The sequence below is a fragment of the Aeribacillus sp. FSL K6-8394 genome, assembly GCF_038008865.1.
Classification (GTDB): domain Bacteria; phylum Bacillota; class Bacilli; order Bacillales; family Aeribacillaceae; genus Aeribacillus; species Aeribacillus composti.
Map to the genome: position 1 here is coordinate 1498379 of NZ_JBBPAA010000001.1, position 19251 is coordinate 1517629.

General features: G+C 40.4%; 21 protein-coding genes and 1 pseudogene. All 22 read right to left on the reverse strand.

The window, feature by feature from the left end; genetic code table 11:
- Nucleotides 1–44 precede the first annotated feature (44 nt).
- Complete coding sequence (recN, locus tag NSR00_RS07035) at nt 45–1769, reverse strand: DNA repair protein RecN (RefSeq protein WP_340787828.1); 1725 nt, start codon at nt 1767–1769, stop codon at nt 45–47.
- A gap of 21 nt (nt 1770–1790) precedes the next feature.
- A complete protein-coding gene (gene ahrC, locus NSR00_RS07040; RefSeq protein WP_063388132.1) occupies nt 1791–2240 on the reverse strand; it encodes a transcriptional regulator AhrC/ArgR in 450 nt (149 codons plus the stop codon).
- Between the two features lie 67 nt (nt 2241–2307).
- Nucleotides 2308–3141 (reverse strand): TlyA family RNA methyltransferase, encoded by an 834-nt coding sequence (locus tag NSR00_RS07045; RefSeq protein ID WP_340787831.1) that lies wholly within the window; start codon nt 3139–3141, stop codon nt 2308–2310.
- Nucleotides 3134–5035, reverse strand: coding sequence for a 1-deoxy-D-xylulose-5-phosphate synthase (dxs, locus tag NSR00_RS07050; protein WP_063388130.1), 1902 nt, complete (start codon nt 5033–5035; stop codon nt 3134–3136). The genes NSR00_RS07045 and dxs overlap by 8 nt, the downstream gene beginning before the upstream one ends.
- 10 nt (nt 5036–5045) lie before the next feature.
- Nucleotides 5046–5666: a hypothetical protein gene (locus NSR00_RS07055; protein WP_340789177.1), complete on the reverse strand. Its 621-nt coding sequence runs from the start codon at nt 5664–5666 to the stop codon at nt 5046–5048.
- Nucleotides 5667–6427: 761 nt separating this feature from the next.
- The gene (locus NSR00_RS07060; protein ID WP_130156396.1) at nt 6428–7306 is read right to left on the reverse strand and encodes a polyprenyl synthetase family protein; all 879 of its coding nucleotides are present in this window, start codon (nt 7304–7306) and stop codon (nt 6428–6430) included.
- The gene (locus NSR00_RS07065; protein ID WP_063388128.1) at nt 7306–7545 is read right to left on the reverse strand and encodes an exodeoxyribonuclease VII small subunit; all 240 of its coding nucleotides are present in this window, start codon (nt 7543–7545) and stop codon (nt 7306–7308) included. The genes NSR00_RS07060 and NSR00_RS07065 overlap by 1 nt, the downstream gene beginning before the upstream one ends.
- Nucleotides 7542–8888: an exodeoxyribonuclease VII large subunit gene (xseA, locus tag NSR00_RS07070; protein WP_063388127.1), complete on the reverse strand. Its 1347-nt coding sequence runs from the start codon at nt 8886–8888 to the stop codon at nt 7542–7544. Before xseA ends, NSR00_RS07065 begins: the two co-directional genes overlap by 4 nt.
- Before the next feature lie 22 nt (nt 8889–8910).
- Nucleotides 8911–9765, reverse strand: coding sequence for a bifunctional methylenetetrahydrofolate dehydrogenase/methenyltetrahydrofolate cyclohydrolase FolD (gene folD, locus NSR00_RS07075; RefSeq protein WP_340787836.1), 855 nt, complete (start codon nt 9763–9765; stop codon nt 8911–8913).
- 10 nt (nt 9766–9775) lie between these two features.
- Complete coding sequence (gene nusB / locus NSR00_RS07080; RefSeq protein WP_063388125.1) at nt 9776–10174, reverse strand: transcription antitermination factor NusB; 399 nt, start codon at nt 10172–10174, stop codon at nt 9776–9778.
- A gap of 158 nt (nt 10175–10332) precedes the next feature.
- Nucleotides 10333–10734, reverse strand: a complete 402-nt coding sequence (locus tag NSR00_RS07085) for an Asp23/Gls24 family envelope stress response protein (RefSeq protein WP_063388124.1) — start codon at nt 10732–10734, stop codon at nt 10333–10335.
- A 17-nt stretch (nt 10735–10751) separates the two neighbouring features.
- Complete coding sequence (gene accC / locus NSR00_RS07090) at nt 10752–12101, reverse strand: acetyl-CoA carboxylase biotin carboxylase subunit (RefSeq protein WP_340787838.1); 1350 nt, start codon at nt 12099–12101, stop codon at nt 10752–10754.
- Nucleotides 12102–12111: 10 nt separating this feature from the next.
- Nucleotides 12112–12603 carry an acetyl-CoA carboxylase biotin carboxyl carrier protein gene (accB, locus tag NSR00_RS07095; protein WP_066247610.1) on the reverse strand — a complete coding sequence of 164 codons (492 nt, stop codon included), beginning with the start codon at nt 12601–12603 and terminating at the stop codon, nt 12112–12114.
- A 186-nt stretch (nt 12604–12789) separates the two neighbouring features.
- Nucleotides 12790–13410 carry a SpoIIIAH-like family protein gene (locus NSR00_RS07100; protein WP_340787841.1) on the reverse strand — a complete coding sequence of 207 codons (621 nt, stop codon included), beginning with the start codon at nt 13408–13410 and terminating at the stop codon, nt 12790–12792.
- Between the two features lie 15 nt (nt 13411–13425).
- Nucleotides 13426–14058, reverse strand: coding sequence for a stage III sporulation protein AG (spoIIIAG, locus tag NSR00_RS07105; protein ID WP_340787844.1), 633 nt, complete (start codon nt 14056–14058; stop codon nt 13426–13428).
- Nucleotides 14051–14668 (reverse strand): stage III sporulation protein AF, encoded by a 618-nt coding sequence (spoIIIAF, locus tag NSR00_RS07110; protein ID WP_063388120.1) that lies wholly within the window; start codon nt 14666–14668, stop codon nt 14051–14053. The genes spoIIIAG and spoIIIAF overlap by 8 nt, the downstream gene beginning before the upstream one ends.
- Nucleotides 14669–14680: 12 nt before the next feature.
- A complete protein-coding gene (gene spoIIIAE, locus NSR00_RS07115; RefSeq protein ID WP_094246192.1) occupies nt 14681–15898 on the reverse strand; it encodes a stage III sporulation protein AE in 1218 nt (405 codons plus the stop codon).
- 13 nt (nt 15899–15911) lie between these two features.
- Nucleotides 15912–16310, reverse strand: a complete 399-nt coding sequence (gene spoIIIAD, locus NSR00_RS07120; RefSeq protein WP_340787847.1) for a stage III sporulation protein AD — start codon at nt 16308–16310, stop codon at nt 15912–15914.
- Between the two features lie 6 nt (nt 16311–16316).
- Nucleotides 16317–16523: a stage III sporulation protein AC gene (gene spoIIIAC, locus NSR00_RS07125; protein WP_063388118.1), complete on the reverse strand. Its 207-nt coding sequence runs from the start codon at nt 16521–16523 to the stop codon at nt 16317–16319.
- A 27-nt stretch (nt 16524–16550) separates the two neighbouring features.
- Nucleotides 16551–17063, reverse strand: a complete 513-nt coding sequence (gene spoIIIAB / locus NSR00_RS07130) for a stage III sporulation protein SpoIIIAB (RefSeq protein WP_066247606.1) — start codon at nt 17061–17063, stop codon at nt 16551–16553.
- 2 nt (nt 17064–17065) lie between these two features.
- Nucleotides 17066–17983, reverse strand: coding sequence for a stage III sporulation protein AA (gene spoIIIAA, locus NSR00_RS07135; protein WP_063388116.1), 918 nt, complete (start codon nt 17981–17983; stop codon nt 17066–17068).
- Nucleotides 17984–18160: 177 nt separating this feature from the next.
- A pseudogene (gene secA2 / locus NSR00_RS07140) lies at nt 18161–18577 on the reverse strand (accessory Sec system translocase SecA2); the annotation flags it as partial.
- Nucleotides 18578–19251: the final 674 nt, after the last annotated feature.

Consider the following 19251-nt stretch of genomic DNA (forward strand, 5'->3'; position numbering starts at 1 on the left):
TGAGCGAGGCCATTTATAACTTTTTCTTAAAGAAATTATTTCCGCTAGGAGGATTTCACCGATATAGCCAGATCCAACAGCTCTTTTGCATGCTGCTTCGACAATTCCGTCACTTCCGCTCCAGCAATCATCCGGCCGATTTCTGCAATTTTTTCTTTTTCAGAAAGCGGAATAACCTTTGTTTTCGTTCTTCCCTCTTTGCTTACTTCCTTAGCAATTAATAGATGGTTGTCAGCCATCGCTGCAACTTGAGGAAGATGCGTGATGCATAGCACTTGAGAGTTAATCGACACCTGATAAATTTTTTCTCCGATCGCTTGGGCGACACGGCCGCTTACACCAGTATCCACCTCGTCAAATATGATGGAAGTAATTCCTTGATGCTTGGAAAAAATCGTTTTTAAGGCAAGCATGATTCTTGATAATTCCCCGCCGGAAGCAATTTTCGCAAGAGGCTTAAGAGGTTCGCCTGGATTGGTGGAAATGTAAAATTCCACAAAATCCATACCGTCACTTCCAAATTTCGCTGGAATTCCATCGATCAAAGCGGAATCTTGGGCCTCTTTCTGCGAAAATTGAACCTTAAATGTAGTTTTATCCATGTACAGCTGTTTTAATTCAGATGTGATTTGAGCGGTTAGCTTGTTTGCGTATTTTTTTCTTATTGCTGTTAAATGTTGGGATTTTGTCAGCAGTTCTTCGACGACAGATTTAAGCTCATTTCTAAGCATTTGAATATGGCTTTCACGGTTTTCAATCGTATCGATCTCTTTTTCAATTTCATCTCTATATTGCAAAATGTCTTTGATTGATTGCCCGTACTTTCGTTTTAACCGATGAATGACATGGAGGCGGTCCTCTATCATATTTAACCGATCAGGATTAAATTCCATGCGTTCTAATTCATTTCTAAGCTGAAATGTTAAATCCTCTACAACGTAAAAACTGTTCGACAGTGTTTCGGACATTTCTTTTAACTGTTTATTAAATTCTGCTGCTTCTTCTAAATGATTCATGGCAAGTCGTAAAAAATCAAGCCCGCGCTGCTCTCCCTGCAGCGATTCATAGCTATTTTTCAAGGCTTCATAAATTTTTTCAAAATTTAACATTTCCTGCCGTTCTTCCTGAAGCTTTATATCTTCATCCATTTTTAAATCGGCATCGTCAATTTCCTTTAATTGAAACTTCAATAAATCCAATCGATGCGCCATCTGCTGCTCATTTTCTGAAAGGGCTTTTAACCGATTTGTTAAGTCCGTGTATTTTTTATAAAGCTTTACGTATGCATCCTTTGCTTTTTTCACTTCTTCACCGCCATATTCGTCGAGAAGATGAAGATGCTTTTGCTCGTCCATCAGCTCTTGATGATCGTGCTGTCCATGTATATCGACTAATGTGCTCCCAATATCCCGGAGAATTCCGATTGTGACAAGCTTTCCATTAATTCTGCAAATGCTTTTTCCGTTAGCGGAGATATTCCGGTTTAAAACAATCATGCCTTCACTAGCATCTATTCCTAATTCATGGCACTTTTTCAAGCACGGATGGTTCTCTTCTTCCAATATAAACAACCCTTCCAATTCAGCGCGCTTTTCACCGGCTCGGACAAATTCAGAAGAACCACGTCCTCCTACAAGAAGAGATATTGCATCAATAATGATCGATTTCCCAGCACCTGTTTCTCCCGTCAGCACTGTCAGCCCTTTTTCAAAAGAAAGAGATAGGGATTCAATAATGGCAAAATTTTTAATCGACAATTCCGCTAACATCGCATTTTCACCCCAAACTTGTTAAAGCATGTCCAAAAATTTTTCCGTCAACGTTTTGGTGTCTTCATTCTTCCTGCATATAATTAAAATCGTGTCATCGCCGCAAATTGTCCCTAATATTTCTTCCCAGTCCAAATTATCAATTAATGCACCGATTGCATGAGCATTTCCCGGCATTGTTTTCATCACAAGCAAATGTCCGGCAGAATCGATTTTAACAAATGCATCCATCAATGCTCTTTTCAGCTTTTGATGGGGATTGAAGCGCTGATCTGCGGGCAAGCTGTATTTATAACGTCCATCAGATGTCGGAACCTTCACTAAATGGAGCTCTTTGATGTCGCGGGATACGGTTGCTTGGGTGACATTAAAACCTAAATTTTTCAGCATTTCAACTAGTTCATCCTGCGTTTCGATTTCGTAATTTGTGACAAGCTCTCTAATTTTAATAAGACGCTGTCCTTTTGTCATTAGCGACCACCCCTATTCTCTTTCCTGTTATGATATCTCATAGAAAAACAGGAATAACTTGTATTCGTTATCCCTGTCTCTTTATTTTTAACGTCGAATGAGCGTTTTTCACAATTTCTTCAATTGTTTCCGTAAATTTTATGTTACCTTTTTCTTTTGCCCCTCCCCAATACAAATGGAGCAAAAACTCTATATTCCCGTTGCTGCCAGTAATCGGAGAGTACGATAAATGTAAGCAATCAAATCCTTCACTGATTGCAAAGGCCGTTATGTCATGCAAAACTTCCTCATGAACCCGAGCATCCTTCACAATTCCTTTTTTCCCGACTTTTTCTTTTCCTGCTTCAAATTGCGGCTTAATTAGCGCTACGCATTCACCAGTGGGCACCAAAATGGTTTTTAAAACAGGGAGGATCAATTTTAAAGAGATAAACGATACATCAATGGTAGCAAATTCCGGAAGCCCCTTTTGAAAATCCTCCGGCTTTACATAACGGAAGTTTGTCCGTTCCATCACGATGACACGTTCATCTTGACGCAGCTTCCAATCCAATTGATTATACCCGACATCCACCGCATAACATAATTTTGCGCCGTTCTGCAAGGCGCAGTCGGTAAATCCTCCCGTAGAAGAGCCGACATCTACCATAATTTTTCCTGCCACACTGATTTCAAATTGTTTCAACGCCTTTTCCAGCTTTAAACCGCCTCTTGAAACATAAGGGATCGCATCTCCCTTTACAGTTAACGGGATGTCGCGATCAATTTTTTCGCCAGGCTTATCCAATCGTTTTTCATTTGAATAAACAAGCCCGGCCATAACGGCCCTTTTTGCTTTTTCTCTCGTTTCTGCAAGTCCTCTTTCTACAAGCAATACATCTAAACGTTCCTTTTTACCCATATTTGATTCCTTTTTCTTTTTTTGGTATTACTTCGAGCACATTTTTGATTATTCCTTCTTTTGTTAATCCAATCTCTTCTAACAGTTTTTCCACGCTTCCATGCTCGATAAAGCGATCTGGAATTCCCATTCTTTTCATTGTAAGATTTGTAAAGCCATGCTTTTCAGCAAATTCTAATACCGAGCTGCCAAAACCGCCTTCAAGAACTGCTTCCTCTACTGTTAAAATCGGTATTCCTTCGTTGAAAATCTCAAGAAGCATTTTCTCATCAAGCGGCTTTAAAAAGCGGGCATTGACGACTCGAACGGAAACATTATTTTTGGCAAGTGCTTTCGCTGCATCCAATGCCATTTTAATCGTCGTTCCAAATGTTAAAATGACAGCATCTTTACCTTGTAAAAGAACTTCCCACGTACCGATCGGAATTTCTTTCAGCTCAGGATCAAGAGGCACACCCAATCCTGTTCCTCTCGGATAGCGAAGAGCGATCGGCCCTTCATCGTACTTCAGAGCCGTATAAACCATATGCTGTCCTTCATTTTCGTCTTTCGCCATCATTAATACAATGTTTGGTATATGGCGCAAAAAAGCGATGTCAAATACTCCCTGATGGGTTTCTCCGTCAGCTCCGACGAGTCCTGCGCGGTCAATTCCGAAAAACACATTTAAGTTTTGTCGGCAAATGTCATGAACCATTTGGTCATAACCGCGCTGTAAAAAGGTTGAATAGATTGCCAAAAACGGCTTCATATTGGCAGCAGCAAGTCCTCCTGCAAGCGTCACCGCATGCTGCTCGGCAATACCGACATCAAACATTCTGTCCGGAAATTCTTCTCGGAATTTTTCAAGTTTCGAACCAACCGGCATGGCTGGTGTAATTGCAACAATTCTTTCATCGTTTCTCGCTAATTTTCGAACTGTTTCACTTACTAATTCACTCCAAGACGGAGCCGATATTTTCGGTTTAACAAAATCGCCTGTTTCAATTTTATATGGGCCTGTTCCATGCCATGTTCCAACCTTGTCTTTTTCGGCAGGCAAATAGCCCTTTCCTTTTTTCGTGATAACATGCAGCAAAACAGGGCCTTTTGTTTTTTTGGCATAACTAATGTTTTCCATCAATGCCTGAAAATCATGTCCGTCAATCGGGCCAAAATAGGTAAAGCCAAGCTCCTCAAAAAACATGCCCGAAACGAATAAATATTTCAGACTGTCTTTAAGCCGTTCTGCTGTTGAGGCAAGCTTTCCTCCGACAGCTGGAATTTTTTTTAACAAGTATTCCAACTCTTCTTTTACCCAGTGATATTTGCCCGTTGTTCTTAATCTTCCAAGTATATGATGAAGAGCACCGACGTTTGGAGCAATAGACATTTCATTATCGTTTAACACAACAATAATATCCTTTTGTTCATGGCCGATGTGATTCAATGCTTCAAGCGCCATGCCTCCGGTTAAAGCACCATCGCCGATAATCGGCACAATATATTCATCCGTTCCTTTTAAATCGCGGGCAATAACCATTCCCATTGCCGCAGAAAGTGAAGTTGAACTGTGCCCCGTTTCCCAAACATCGTGCTCGCTTTCTGAACGCTTCGGAAAACCGGACAATCCTTTATACTGCCTCAACGTATCAAACTCTTTCGCCCTGCCTGTCAAAATTTTATGAACGTACGCCTGGTGACCTACATCCCAAATAAATTTATCTTTCGGGCTGTCAAACATTTTATGTAAAGATATTGTCAGCTCAACTACTCCTAAATTTGGTCCAATATGTCCGCCGGTCACTGACAGCTTTTCAATTAAAAATTGGCGAATTTCCGCGCTCAATTGCTCCAGTTCTTTTATTGAAAACTTTTTCAGAAATTTTGGATTTTCGATGGACAATAGATCCAAAACGGATCACTCACTTTCGCTTTTTAGATATGCTTGCTTTTTTATGATTCTTTCCTTTTTTCTCTTTCATCAAAACAATATTAAATCTTTTTTCAAAAAAATAAAATATCTTTCCGACATAAAAAATAATCGGAGTTGAAAAACGGATTGCAAACGCCTTTCCAAACGCTTTTCCTCCGACAGTAAGAGCGGCTACAATGCTTGTGAATACGATTGAAATCGTAAACTCAAGCACCGAAGTTTGACGGTCGGCAAACGTCACCGCCAGCTGCACTACGACAACAGCTGAAGCTGTTCCGCTGATTATGCCGGAAATATCGCCAATAACATCGTTGCAAAAGTTCGAAAAGCGATCGGCATTTCGGATAATTTGAATGGCCTGCTTGGCACCGCTCACACGCTTTGACGCCATCGCATGAAACGGTACCTCATCTGCTGATGTCGCAGCAATGCCGAGCATATCAAAAAAAATGCCGATTAAAACGATCACAAAAACGATCATCATACCGGCAGCCCATCCGACGCCTTCCAGGAGAACAGTTGATACAATTGAAAAAAGAGCCGCTAACACGAATGTGATAACGGCAATTCCTAAACTCCATCGTATTGAATATCGAATTAGCTCTTTCATCATGAAATGCATAACACCTGATTTCTATGTAAAAACTATATATAACGAAATGGAGTGGTCATATATAGAGTAAACATTACGGCTTAGGTCCAGTAGGTTTTCCCAGTCAAGTACCAGGCGTTGCCGCCCCGGCGGTTTCCCTTTAAACCTGACTTAGCGCTGTCGCCAAACGCTAGACTGGATTGCCACTTAGTCCGTACTACAATCCTCTATATATGTCATGTGAACAGTCTAGGAGTTTTCCTCAAACAGCCTTTAGCCGGTTCCTAGCCTCTTTTGCAGAGCCGATTTCATATGTCACATAAGAAACTCTTTCATTGGCCATATGAAAAAGTTCCTTGTTTCCATAATCCCCTCGGCCTCCACTCAAGGCAGGCTACGCTGTCCGCGCCTCATTGCACTATAAAGCGCGTAGACAGGTTCATACCCATTTTGCACATAAAATGGGCCTCCGCGGAAAGAGGGTCAACGCCCACATGCCATTGTGGATCGCCCTCTAACCTTAACCCCCAGCATCAACCCAAGGCTGGGCGCCTCAAGCCAACACCAGGAACTTCATCGATGTGCCCTTTAGCGGATTTTTAGGCCCGCCTTCAGAACCGGAGGGCTGACTAGAATACTGCACCACTCCATCATGTTTTCTGACAGAATTATATCATATAAGAGTGTTTTCCTCAACTTGTTGGAGAATGCACACATTCAAATGCGAATCCCGTTCCTCATTTTGTCGACCCGTTGGAGGTGCACCGAATTTTCATCGTTTAATGTTCGCGCTCCCCAATTAAATCACAAAACGATAATAGAAGCTCATTGTTTATGGAGCATGTTTGCAAAATAGCCTTTGATGTTTCAATATGCTCCGACAATTTTTTCTTTGCGCCTTCCAAAGACAGTACGGACAAATACGTTGTTTTTTTATTCTCTTCATCGGAACCAACAGGCTTTCCGATCTTTTCTTCGTCTCCTTCAACATCTAATATGTCATCTTTAATTTGGAAGGCAATGCCTATATGGTATGCGAATTCCTTTAATTTATTTATTTCTTCAATCGACGCCTCAGCAATGATGGCACCTGCAATAATACTGAAAGCCAGAAGCTTTGCTGTTTTATGCTCATGAATATATTCAAGCTGTTTTAAAGTTAATTGTTTGTTTTCTCCTTCCATGTCGGCAACTTGTCCGCCAACCATTCCTTCTGCACCAGCCGCCTTTGAAAGCTCTGAAATGAGCGTCAATTTTACGCGATCTGAAAGCTCTTCAGCATCAGCAATCAGCCGAAAGCTTTCAGTCAGTAATCCGTCACCTGCCAGCACGGCTATGGCTTCTCCATATACTTTATGATTGGTCGGCTTTCCTCTTCTAAAATCATCATTGTCCATGCATGGAAGGTCATCATGAATGAGCGAATACGTATGAATCAATTCCACCGCACATGCGACCGGGTAACCAATTTTCTCTTCTTTTCCATACGAATGGAGAACGGCAAGCAAGAGCATAGGGCGCAGACGTTTCCCGCCGGCATTTAAGGAATAAAGCATCGATTCTTTAATAATTTTCGGGGCATTTAATCTTTCAATATATGTGGGAAGAACGGAATCAATGGCAGCTTTGCGCGTTTTTAAGTATTCCGGAAAAGACATCACTTTTGTTCTTCCTCCTGTGCTTGGAAAGGTTTGATCGTTCCATCTTCATCAAGAATAAAATCCAATTGCTTTTCAGCTTGCGTTAATTTTTCATGGCAAAGCTTTGAAAGCTTCATTCCTTCTTGAAAATATTGGATAGCCTGTTCTAATGGAACATCCCCGTCTTCTAATTTTAAAACAATTGCTTCCAGCTCTTTCATCGCTTCTTCAAACGTTAATTCTTTTTGATCATTCATGATCTTCTCTCCTCAATTTCAGATACTTCACAATGGATGGTCCCGTCCTGCAATTTAATTTGAATAAAATCCCCTTCAGCCGTTTGTTTTACGCTCTTTACCAGCTTATCTTGTTTATACACAAGGCTGTATCCACGTTCCATAATCTTTAATGGGCTGAGCGCATCAAGTTTAGAAGCCAATGCTTGAAAGCGATTCAGCTTCTGTTGATATAAAGCTGTCATCTCGCGCAGCATTTTTTTGTCCAGATCCTTCATTCTTGTCTTCGCCCGCTCAATTTGGTCATATGGAAGTTCGTTTTTAAGACGATTCGTCAATAACAAGTATCGGTTCGTTTGATCGCTTAAGTAACGTTTTCCTGCTTTTTTAAACCTTTCGAATAAAATGTCCAGCTCCTGTTCCTTTTGCATATAAAGCTTTTTCGGATATTTGAATGCATATGAGTTGGTTAAGCGGAAAAGCTTGAGCTTTTCCTTTTTGATCCGTTCCTTTAAAGCGTTCGTCATTCTAATGTTCCGTTCCCGAATCTTTTCGATTAAATCCGTTATATTAGGAACAGCCAGCTCTGCTGCTCCGGTTGGAGTCGGCGCCCGAAGATCGGCGACAAAATCTGCGATTGTATAATCTGTTTCATGGCCTACAGCAGATATAACGGGTATTTTTGATTTAAAAATTTCCCTTGCCACCATCTCTTCATTGAAAGCCCACAACTCTTCAATCGATCCGCCTCCTCTTCCAACAATGAGGACATCGAAATAACCGAGGGAGTTGGCAAGCTGTATTTTATTCACAATCGATTTTCCCGCTTGTACACCTTGAACAATTGCGGGAATAACCACCACTTTTGCCACAGGGTATCTTCGTTTGATCGTTGTGATGATATCCCTGACGGCTGCACCTGTCGGCGATGTGATCACACCGATCGTCTTTGGAAAGGCAGGAATCGTTTTTTTATGCTTGACATCGAACAGCCCTTCTTGCTCCAATTTTTTTTTCAGCTGCTCGAATGCAAGATAAAGCCCTCCTACTCCATCAGGCTCCATTTCCTTTGCATAAATTTGGTATATTCCTCCGGGCTGGTAAATGGTAATTTCACCGCGTACCAATACGTTCATCCCGTCCTCTGGGCGAAATGGAAGAGAACGGTTAAAACTTGAAAACATAACCGCCTGTATTCTGGCATGCTCGTCCTTTAACGTAAAATAAATATGTCCGCTGTCATGAATTTTTACGTTTGATAATTCGCCTTTTACCCAAATATCGCGCAAATGTGGATCAACATCAAATTTTCGCTTAAGGTATTTTGTTAACGCCGAAACGGTTACAAATTTTTTGTTACTCATGAACAACTCCTTTAAAGCAAGTTTATGGACGTACCCGCTTCTTTGCGGATTTAACCGTATTATAAACCAGCATCGTAATCGTCATTGGACCTACTCCGCCGGGAACAGGAGTAATGGCGCTTGCTTTTTCTTTTGCCTCATCAAATTTTACATCGCCTACAAGTTTTCCGTTCTCAAGTCTATTGACGCCAACATCTATTACAACTGCACCTTCTTTAATATGATCAGCACCTATGAAATGAGGACGCCCGACAGCAACGATTAAAATATCTCCTTGGATCGTATGCTCCCGTAAATTTTTCGTTTTCGAATGGCAATATGTAACCGTCGCATTTTCGTTTAGAAGCAATTGTCCGACCGGTTTTCCGACAATATTGCTTCTGCCAACAACGACAACATGCTTTCCGGCAATTTCGATATTTGCAGATTTGATCATTTCAACAATTCCGGCCGGTGTGCACGGCAAAAACGCATCCTGTCCCGTCATCATGCGTCCAACATTAATCGGATGAAAGCCATCCACATCTTTTTCTGGAGAAATTTTTTCAATGACTGCTGTTTCATCAATATGGTCAGGTAACGGAAGCTGAACAAGAATTCCGTCATAACGATCGTCCTGATTATATTTTTCTATCACTTCAAGCAGTTCTTCTTGTGAAATCGACTCCTGCAAATGTTCCAGCTTAAAAGAAACGCCGATTTCCTCCGAAGCTTTTTGCTTCCCCTTAATGTAAGAAAGGGAAGCAGGATTGTTCCCAACTAAAATAATGGCAAGGCCAGGTGTTACCCCTTTTTCCTTTAATTGTTCCACTTCTTTCTTTAACTCGCTTCGCATTTCTTTTGCCAATTCTTTTCCGTCAATAATCGTCGCCACCATCTTTTTCCTCCTAAGCTTTTTTTTCTAACTCTTCTTTTATACTTGAGAGGACACCATTTACAAATTTGCTCGACTGAACATCTCCGAACATTTTAGCAAGTTCAATCGCTTCATCAATTGTTACATTGAACGGAATATCCGGTTCATATTTCATCTCATATACAGCTAAACGCAAAATGGCACGGTCAATGTTAGCCAATCTTTCCAATTTCCAATTGGTTAAATTCCTTTTTATCAATTCGTCAATTTCGTTTTGATGTTCAACCGTTCCGAGTACAAGCTTATTTAAAAATGGATCATGTTCATTACCGTCCAAAACATGATTGATGGCTTCCTCAGGAAGCGCTTCAGCCAAGTCAATTTGAAACAGTGCCTGCAATGCCTTTTTCCTAGCTGTTCTCCGTTTCATCTTTTTGCTCCTTTTTTCAAACTATGTCGAAATGTCATATATGAATCATATCATAACTGTCTCTTGTATCACATATGAAAGTTCATCCGAAAAGAAATTTCAGAATCTTTCTTATTATTCTTTATTTTAAACAAAAAAGGGGAGGATATCCTCCGCCTTTACATTTCCTCTTGAATTTCAGGCTCTTCCGTCTTCGTTTCAAACTGAATGCCCACTACATGAATGTTGATTTCGTTGATTTCAAGCGCCGTCATCGTTAAAAGCGTTTGACGAATGTTTTCTTGTACTTTCTGTGCAACAGCCGGAATGGAAACCCCGAAATTCATGACACAATATACATCAATGACAATGCCTTCTTCACCTAAGTCTACTTTTACGCCTTTACCATGATTTTTTTTGCCAAAGCGTTCTGCGACTCCTGAAGCGAAATTGCCGCGCATTTGGGCTACCCCTTCTATTTCAGATGCGGCAATTCCGGCGATGACTTCAATGACTTCCGGAGCGATTTCCACTTTTCCAAAACTTGCTTCATGATTCATTTCCAATCCTGTATCTTTCAAATAGTACACCTCCAAAATTATGACATGATTTTATAATTTTCAAGAAATCTAGTGTTGAACTCCCCGCTGATAAATTTTTCATGATCCATTAATTTCAGGTGGAAAGGTATGGTTGTATGCACTCCTTCTATAACAAATTCACTTAAAGCTCTTTTCATTTTGGCTATCGCTTCTTCCCTTGTCGCTCCGTGTGTAATCAGCTTTGCGACCATTGAATCATAATATGGCGGAATGGAATAGCCAGGGTAGCAGGCAGAATCAATGCGGACACCCGGTCCGCCCGGAGGCAGGTACATTTCGATTTTACCAGCTGAAGGCATAAAATTCTTTTCTGGGTTTTCTGCGTTAATTCTACATTCGATCGCCCAGCCGTTAAATGTAATGTCTTTCTGTTCAAAGCTTAGTGGTTCGTTTGCTGCAATCTTGATCTGCTCTTTGATCAGATCAATGCCTGTGACCATTTCAGTAACAGGATGCTCAACTTGAATGCGGGTATTCATTTCCATGAAATAAAATTGTTCATTTTTATAATCAAAAATGAATTCCACTGTACCTGCACCGGAATAACGCACCGCTTTGGCTGCTTTTACAGCCGCTTCCCCCATTTTATGTCGCATTTTATCAGATAGTGCAGGAGAAGGAGTTTCTTCCACCAGCTTTTGTAAGCGCCTTTGAATGCTGCAGTCCCTTTCACCTAAATGAACGACGTTTCCATGGTGATCGGCAAGAATTTGGATTTCAACATGGCGGAAATCTTCAATACATTTTTCAATGTAAACGCCTGGGTTTCCAAATGCTGTTTGCGCTTCCTTCTGAGTAATTTGGATCCCTTTCCGCAAGCTTTCTTCGTCATTCGCAACGCGTATTCCTTTTCCTCCGCCTCCGGCGGCTGCTTTAATAATGACTGGATAACCGATTTGATTTGCGATCTCAACTGCTTCCTCTTCGCTTTTAATGATCCCTTTTGACCCAGGCACAATCGGAACACCCGCCTGCCGCATTGTTTCCCTAGCAACATCTTTTTTTCCCATTTTTGTGATTGCTTCTGGACTAGGGCCTATAAAAACAATGTTGCAATCATTGCAAAGCTCGGCGAAATCAGCGTTTTCTGCCAAAAATCCGTAGCCTGGATGAATGGCTTCTGATCCAGTCAGCGTCGCTACACTCACGATGTTCGTAAAGTTTAAATAGCTGTCTTTAGATGCAGTCGGTCCTATGCAATACGCTTCATCTGCAAGCTGAACATGCAAGGAGTCTTTATCCGCCTCAGAATATACGGCGACTGTTTCGATCCCTAATTCCTTGCAGGCGCGTATGATTCTTACTGCAATTTCTCCTCTGTTTGCTATCAGCAATTTTTTAAACATTTTCTTTCCCTCACTCTGGTTTTACAAGGAATAATGGTTGTCCGTATTCAACAAGCTGACCGTTCTCAACTAAAATGTCGACAATTTCGCCTTTTACTTCCGCTTCAATCTCATTAAATAATTTCATTGCCTCTACAATGCAAACAACGGTATTCTCTTTTACTTTTGATCCTATTGTAACATAAGGATCTGCATCTGGGTTTGGAGCAGCATAAAATGTGCCGACCATCGGCGAAGTAATTTTATGTAAATTTTCTGTTTTCTGCTCGCTTTCTTCTTTCGGCAAATGCACCTCTTTTTTCGGCTGTTCTAAAGATTCAGCAGCTGGCTGCTTTGGCAAAGCTTGAATTTCAGAAGCATTGTTATAGACAACATGCTGATTAGCGCGAGCCGCAGTTTTTTTTAATTGGACCTTTGCCCCTTCGCTTTCATATGTAAATTCATCAATGGATGAATCATCGATCAATTTGATGATTTCCTTTATTTCCTTAAAATTTAACATGAAAAAACACTCCTTAAAATGAATTCCAATTTGCTAGATATTATCATCAAGTATTAAAAGTAACTATCATTTATGATACGATAACTTTTTGCTAAAATTCAATAACTATTAAAAATATGAGCAAACAATTCAAAGCAGCTTTTTCTTTACATGAAAAAAATCCCCGATTTTTCTCGGGGAGTCATGTTACTTTGCTATTTCAAATGTTACGGCAACATCTTCCATGGACTGGATTTCATCCTTCACCAATTGAATCAGTTCGTTTGCTTGCTGCGGGGAGTGTTCTTTCGCTTTTACGGTAATTCTCACCTTGTCTCCATCAGCGCGAACTAATGCATCCTCGTAGCCTTTTGTTTTGATAAGTGTTTCTAATACCTTCTCTTTCTCTGACAGCTTGGATAATTCGCGCATCTCCTCATATGCATTGTTTTTTTCCTCAGATGAGACATCATTGGACCCAATAATTGTCTCCAGCTCCTGCTTGCGTTCACTTCTTTCATCTTCCACTTCCATTCTCAGCGCAGTAAATAAATCATCGTCCGTTATTGTGGAGACTACCGATCCATCTTCTGCGCTGGACTGCTTGCTCGATTGTTCTTTTTCTTGCTGCTTCGCATCAGTTTTTTGTTGCTCTGTTTGTTCTTTATTATTGTCATTTCCGCTTTCTTTTTCATTCGAATTCGTCTCTGTATCCGTCAACACCACATCAGGGGAAGATCCTCCTTCAGGAGATGTAATGTAATAAACGGACAGCACAACAACTAAACTTAACATGGTTAATAACCAAACAGTTTGTTTTTTTAACATGTCAAGCATCCTCCTTTACTTTTTTGGCAATACGGCTACTCTATGACTATCAACATCAAGCACCCTTGTAACTGCATCGGTGATCATTTTTTTAATTTGAACGTTTTCAGCACCTTTTGCTACTACTAACACTCCGCGTATTTTCGGCTTTTCGGTTTTTACAACGATGGGCGATTCTTGATCCCCTTTTCGAATGATTACCACTTGTTCGTCAACAGATTTATCTTCCACCTGCCGCTTTCCGCCTTCACGGTCCGTCTCATCTGTCGTTTGGTTTTGAATCGAGCGATTTTTTTCCAACACACTTTCAGATGAAGAGTCAACATTGACAATAACTTCTACCTCACCTACGCCTGAAATGGACTGAAGCGCTCCTTTTAGCTCATTTGCATACTGCTGTTCATAACGTTCAATTGTTCCTTTTTCACTTGTTGTTTGTTTAAATGCGGGCTCAACATCCTCTTCTTCTGCGGTGTTTATCGTTTCTACTGTTTTGCTTTCGCCGGATAAAAAACTGCCGATCAGCATAAAAGCGATTCCAAGCGTCAAAAGTATAAGCATGAATGGATAGGTGGCTGATTTTTTGAGCATATCTCGTCCGGGAAGAAGAGAGGCTAGTCGCTGCAAAAAATTTTTCCTATCATTCACTTAGGCCGCCTCCTTCCATTTCAATCGAAATTTTTTCTTTCGATACTCCCCATGTTTCTGCAAGCTGGGCAATTATTTCGTTTTCATTTGCGAGCATTTTTTTGTCTTCTTCGTTCATGTTGATTTCAACCGGTTTAACCGTTTCAACCGTGTGGGGAAGATCTTTTTCTTCCACGAAAACTGTAACTTGCTTTAAATCGTTTTCTGATTCAATCTTCTCTTTTGTTTCATCAACCGAAAGATGAATTTTTTGAACCTTTAAACCATAGTTTTCTACCAGCTCCTCTTCCGCTAAATTTTTCATTTGGACAGCCATTTGTTCTAAAATATATGCACGGTTGTTAGCTTGTATTTCATTTTTCTTAAATTCTATTGATTTTTTTATTGAATCTTCTTTTGCTTCCGAGTTCAGCAGCTCCTCGGATAACAAGTTCGGGAAATCATAGGAAAATATTTTTAAAATTGGCGTAAGAATGACAGACACTAATAATAAACTAACAACGACTTTTACATATTTTTGCATTGCGGATCTCGGCAGCAGCATATCTAAAATAATGGCAATAAAAATAAATAATATGATATTAGTGACCCATTCGGTGATGAATGACATATACCACCACTCCTATCGAACCATCATGGTGACATTGCTCGCTGCGATAATAACTGTAATGCTTAAAAAAAACATGAACGATACAAGGATCAGTGCCGCTAGTATATAGATGATGCTCTTGGAGATGATGTCTAAACAGGAGATAATCTCTCCCGGCCCTAAAGGCTGCAAAACGGCAGCGGCAAATTTATAGATGAAGGCAATCGCCAGTACTTTCATTGCCGGAAAAATGGTGATCAAAAAGAGAATGGCAACACCAATGACGCCAATTGTGTTTTTTAACAGCATCGATGCGCTGAAGAGCGTATCAGCCGCTTCCGTAAACATTTTTCCAAGCACAGGTATAAAGTTTCCCGTTATAAACTTTGTCGTCCGCAAGGCGATCCCGTCTGTCACAGCTGCCGTCGCCCCCTGGACAGAGATCACTCCTAAAAAAATGGTTAAGAAAATGCCTAAAAGCCAGATGCTAATGCTTCTGAACAGCTGAGCAAGCTGAGTAACTTTATATTGATCCGTCATCGTGCTGATTAAAAATAACAAAGAAGACAAAAACAGCAGAGGGAGAACAATTTTTTCAATCAACAAACCGCTTCCGTTCATCAAGAAAATGGTAATGGGGTGAAAAAATGCAGCCGAAGCAACTCCTCCAGATGACGCCATTAAAGCTATTAACATCGGAATTAAGGCTAGAAGAAAGCTTGTCATCCCGTTAATCGCATTCGTTGCATAGGAAATGGCTACGTGAAAACTGTTTAAAGCTAAAATGACAAGCACCATATAAACAATGGAGTAAGCAACTTTGCTTACATTTTTTTCTTCAAAAGCGTTTTGTAAATGCTGGAGAAGAACGCTAAATATCGTTAAAATGATAATGGTTCCAAGAAGCTTTCCGTTTGCCAAGATTTCATGTAAAAGAAATTTCAAAATGCCAACGGCCCACTCTTTTATAGAAAATTGTTTTTCACCTTTAATAAAATCCATCAAACTTCCCTTCTGGCTTTCCGGAAGAAGTCCTCCGTATGTCGTCATAATGTCATTCCAAAAATTTTTAATTTCCTCAATCCCAAGCTCGTCCATTTGTTCTGCCATATATTCTTGTTGAATCGCTTCTTCTTTTGGAGGATCTGCCGAGGAATTTTGCTCTTGAGAGGCTTGTACCATGTTTGGCACAGCGAAAGCAAAAAACGCCAAAAAAAGGATGCCGCGAAAAAATGATGACTGAATCCCCATCACCCCCTTAAACTTATATATTTGGGAGAAGCTTAATCATCGTTTGTATAATCACCGTCATGATCGGAATTGCCATAGATAAGATTAAAATTTTCCCTGCCAATTCAATTTTGGATGCAATAGAGCCTTGTCCGGCATCTTTCGTAATTTGCGCACCAAATTCAGCAATATAGGCAATTCCGATGATTTTTAAAATGGTTTCGACATAAATCAAATCAATGCTTGCTTCATTCGCAATTCTTTCGACCATTCGAATCAATTCATAAATTTGATCCACTAAAAAAAGAAAAATGGAGACACCGGTAAAGACCATTAATAGAAAGGCAAAGGTCGGCTTTTGTTCTTTTATGACAAGAGCGAGCAAAGTTGCAATCAATCCTAGCCCGACAATTTGAAAAATTTCAATCTCCAAAACCTCCTATCCTTGAAAAAGAAAAACCGCTTTAATTTTTTGGAACAAATCGTTGACAATGGAAGCAACCATAAAAAGTATGTAAATAAATCCCAACAATGTAACCCATTGGGCGTACTCTTTCTTCCCCATTTGATCTAAAATGGTATGAAGAAACGCAACGATAATTCCGATTCCAGCGATTTGGAAAATTGTGTTGACGTCAACACCCATGTCCCTTTCTCCTCCCAGCTTATATCGCTACATCAAAAGAATGATAATGAGCAATCCCGCTAAAAATCCTAAGCTTTTCGTCATTTTTCCGTAATGCTCTTGATTAAACAGCGCTTCTTTTTCTTCTTTTTCCAAATGAGCCATTGTCAATTTAATATGCTTTTGCTGGCTGATTAAATCATGCTGCCCCAATGTTTCTCCAAATTGCTTTAAAACTTCCAATTCCCCTTCCTTCAGCGATGTATAAGGCCATATTTCAAGCAGACTGCTTTCCCATGCGCTTTTCACATCCATGTCGCCTTGCGATAATTTCTCAGAAAATAATGTAAATAGATTAGAAAGCGGAGGGGCTGCCTGTTTGGCAATATGAAGCGATGCATCCTGCAATGGTGTGTGGCCGTACATGATCTCAGCTTCCAAGCTTTGCAAAGAAACCTTTAATTGCCGCAATTGTCTTGTCCGCTCTGTCAATCTTTTAGCCGAATCAAACCCAATCCATGTTGTTGCTAATAAGATGAATAAAGACCCTAGCAATTTCATCGCTATTTCACACCTGCTTTATACACAATCTCTTTTTCTTTTTTTCCAAATATACGGGAAACCGTCCCTGGAGTACCTTTTTTCTCCAATTCCATGTATCGGTCAAAAATGCCTAATTGAATAAGTTCTCTTAAGGTCGGACGGTGCAGCAAATCTTCAAAGCATTCGCCATGAGCGCTCACAAACAGCTGAACACCGCTGTTCACAGCTTCCATTAATGCATCGGTATCTTCCTTACGCCCTATTTCATCAGCAATAATGATGTCAGGGCTCATCGAACGGATCAACATCATCATCCCTTCTGCTTTCGGGCATCCGTCCAATACATCAATGCGAAGACCAAAAGTAAATTGCGGAATTCCTTTTACACTGCCGGCTATTTCTGATCTTTCATCCACAATGCCGACCTTTTGAGGCGGGATCGTTTTAACCCCAGTACTTATGATCCGGGCAAAATCGCGCAGCAGCGTCGTTTTTCCTGATTGGGGAGGTCCAAAAATAAGCGTATTTAACCATTTTTTTTCATATACATAAGGAATATATTGCTCAGCCAGGCCTATTTTCTCCCTTGCTATCCGAATATTAAAAGATGTAACGTGCCGTATGGCTTTGACATTGCCGTTTTCTGTAATCACTTTTCCAGCAAGGCCGATCCGGTGCCCTCCTCCAATCGTAATAAAACCTCTCTTTAATTCTTCCTCCAGTGTGTAAATCGAATATTGGCTGATCTTGTTTAAAATCATCATCCCGTCTTCTTTTGTCGCCTCGTAGTGAAGAAAGTGCGGTTTGCCGAATGCGATGATTTCAATCGGCTTGTACAAACGTATGCGAATTTCTTCCATCTGTTCAAAAAAAGAAGAAGGAAGCTGCTTTAATTCATTTGCAATTGTTTCGGGAAAAATTGAGATGATTTCTTTCAATCTTCCTTCCCCCTTTAATACCTTATTTATTTTCAATGTATGCAAGCTTGGCCACTTTATGACTACCGTTTCTCTTAAACATGTATTATACAAAATACGTTTTGTCAGGTAATAACATCTTTATTTCTGGTGATATTAGAATCCTTTAAGAAAAAACTAAAAAAAGATGAAACCGGGTTCTTTATCTCGTTTTGCTAAATATTCATTTGATGTGATAACATGAACCCCTTTTCCCTCTAAAGCACGAATATAGCTTGGGATAGAGGCGACTAATGTTTTTCCTTCTCCCGTTGCCATTTCGGCAATATCGCCTTCTAATAAAGCTAAACCGCCCACAATTTGGACAAAATAATGCCGCATTCCGAGAACACGGTATGCGGCTTCGCGTACGGTAGCAGATGCTTCAATTTTTATATCATCAATCGTTTTACCGTTTCTTAATTCATTTTTAAAATACTCTGTTTTCTCTTTCAGTTCCTCATCCGATAATTGTTTGAACTTTTCTTCCAACGCCATTACCTTTTGTGCAATTTTTTCTAGTTTTTTTCGATATCGTCTATCAAAATATGCAGATAATCCCATAGATAATCCCATAAATTTCACTCCTATTTCATCATTTACTTATAAATTTTCGTATGGTTTGATTCAGTCTTAAATATGGTACTTTGAAAATCTTAATATTCTAAGAGGTTCTTATCGAGTAGGAGGGAGCGATTAACTCCCGTCCTCTCACACCACCGTACGTACGGTTCCGTATACGGCGGTTCAATTAAGATAATTGACGCAAGTTTTCATAACTTCCGTGAATAGCTGTTCTCTTTATGCCAGTGGTCACTCCACCCTCCAAGAGATCTCCCACGGGATTCACCGCTTCCTCCCTCAAGTGAGGTACTACGTTTTCTGTGTTCATCATGACACACTGAATGCCAAGGGCTATTCTCTCTTAATTGTTCGGTCCTTCTTAGTTGTTCTAGACCAACTAATACTATGACCTCTGCTGACTTCTGACGGTTCAGCTACTTATCACTAAGTAGGTTATGAAGAGTACTTCACATATCCGCCAGACCTCCCCGGGTAAGTACATGCACTTTCACACCATCTATCCGCCTCATTTACTCGATATGACCTTCGACAGAAAGAGCTTTGTTTTGTTATGCAAACTCACTCAATCATACCTAGCCTTATATGAGGTTCGTGTTCCTCGGACCGGTGTTTTGCCTCCAGCTTCCTTCAGATTCCGCGTCACCACGGACACCCTTGCTCTTGGC

What these genes read in the sequence shown, in the direction of transcription:
- recN (WP_340787828.1), bottom strand. Translation starts at nt 1,769, where the DNA reads ATGTTAGCGGAATTGTCGATTAAAAATTTTGCCATTATTGAATCCCTA.
- ahrC (WP_063388132.1), bottom strand. Translation starts at nt 2,240, where the DNA reads ATGACAAAAGGACAGCGTCTTATTAAAATTAGAGAGCTTGTCACAAAT.
- NSR00_RS07045 (WP_340787831.1), bottom strand. Translation starts at nt 3,141, where the DNA reads ATGGGTAAAAAGGAACGTTTAGATGTATTGCTTGTAGAAAGAGGACTT.
- NSR00_RS07055 (WP_340789177.1), bottom strand. Translation starts at nt 5,666, where the DNA reads ATGAAAGAGCTAATTCGATATTCAATACGATGGAGTTTAGGAATTGCC.
- NSR00_RS07060 (WP_130156396.1), bottom strand. Translation starts at nt 7,306, where the DNA reads ATGTCTTTTCCGGAATACTTAAAAACGCGCAAAGCTGCCATTGATTCC.
- NSR00_RS07065 (WP_063388128.1), bottom strand. Translation starts at nt 7,545, where the DNA reads ATGAATGATCAAAAAGAATTAACGTTTGAAGAAGCGATGAAAGAGCTG.
- xseA (WP_063388127.1), bottom strand. Translation starts at nt 8,888, where the DNA reads ATGAGTAACAAAAAATTTGTAACCGTTTCGGCGTTAACAAAATACCTT.
- folD (WP_340787836.1), bottom strand. Translation starts at nt 9,765, where the DNA reads ATGGTGGCGACGATTATTGACGGAAAAGAATTGGCAAAAGAAATGCGA.
- nusB (WP_063388125.1), bottom strand. Translation starts at nt 10,174, where the DNA reads ATGAAACGGAGAACAGCTAGGAAAAAGGCATTGCAGGCACTGTTTCAA.
- accC (WP_340787838.1), bottom strand. Translation starts at nt 12,101, where the DNA reads ATGTTTAAAAAATTGCTGATAGCAAACAGAGGAGAAATTGCAGTAAGA.
- accB (WP_066247610.1), bottom strand. Translation starts at nt 12,603, where the DNA reads ATGTTAAATTTTAAGGAAATAAAGGAAATCATCAAATTGATCGATGAT.
- NSR00_RS07100 (WP_340787841.1), bottom strand. Translation starts at nt 13,410, where the DNA reads ATGTTAAAAAAACAAACTGTTTGGTTATTAACCATGTTAAGTTTAGTT.
- spoIIIAF (WP_063388120.1), bottom strand. Translation starts at nt 14,668, where the DNA reads ATGTCATTCATCACCGAATGGGTCACTAATATCATATTATTTATTTTT.
- spoIIIAE (WP_094246192.1), bottom strand. Translation starts at nt 15,898, where the DNA reads ATGGGGATTCAGTCATCATTTTTTCGCGGCATCCTTTTTTTGGCGTTT.
- spoIIIAC (WP_063388118.1), bottom strand. Translation starts at nt 16,523, where the DNA reads ATGGGTGTTGACGTCAACACAATTTTCCAAATCGCTGGAATCGGAATT.
- spoIIIAB (WP_066247606.1), bottom strand. Translation starts at nt 17,063, where the DNA reads ATGAAATTGCTAGGGTCTTTATTCATCTTATTAGCAACAACATGGATT.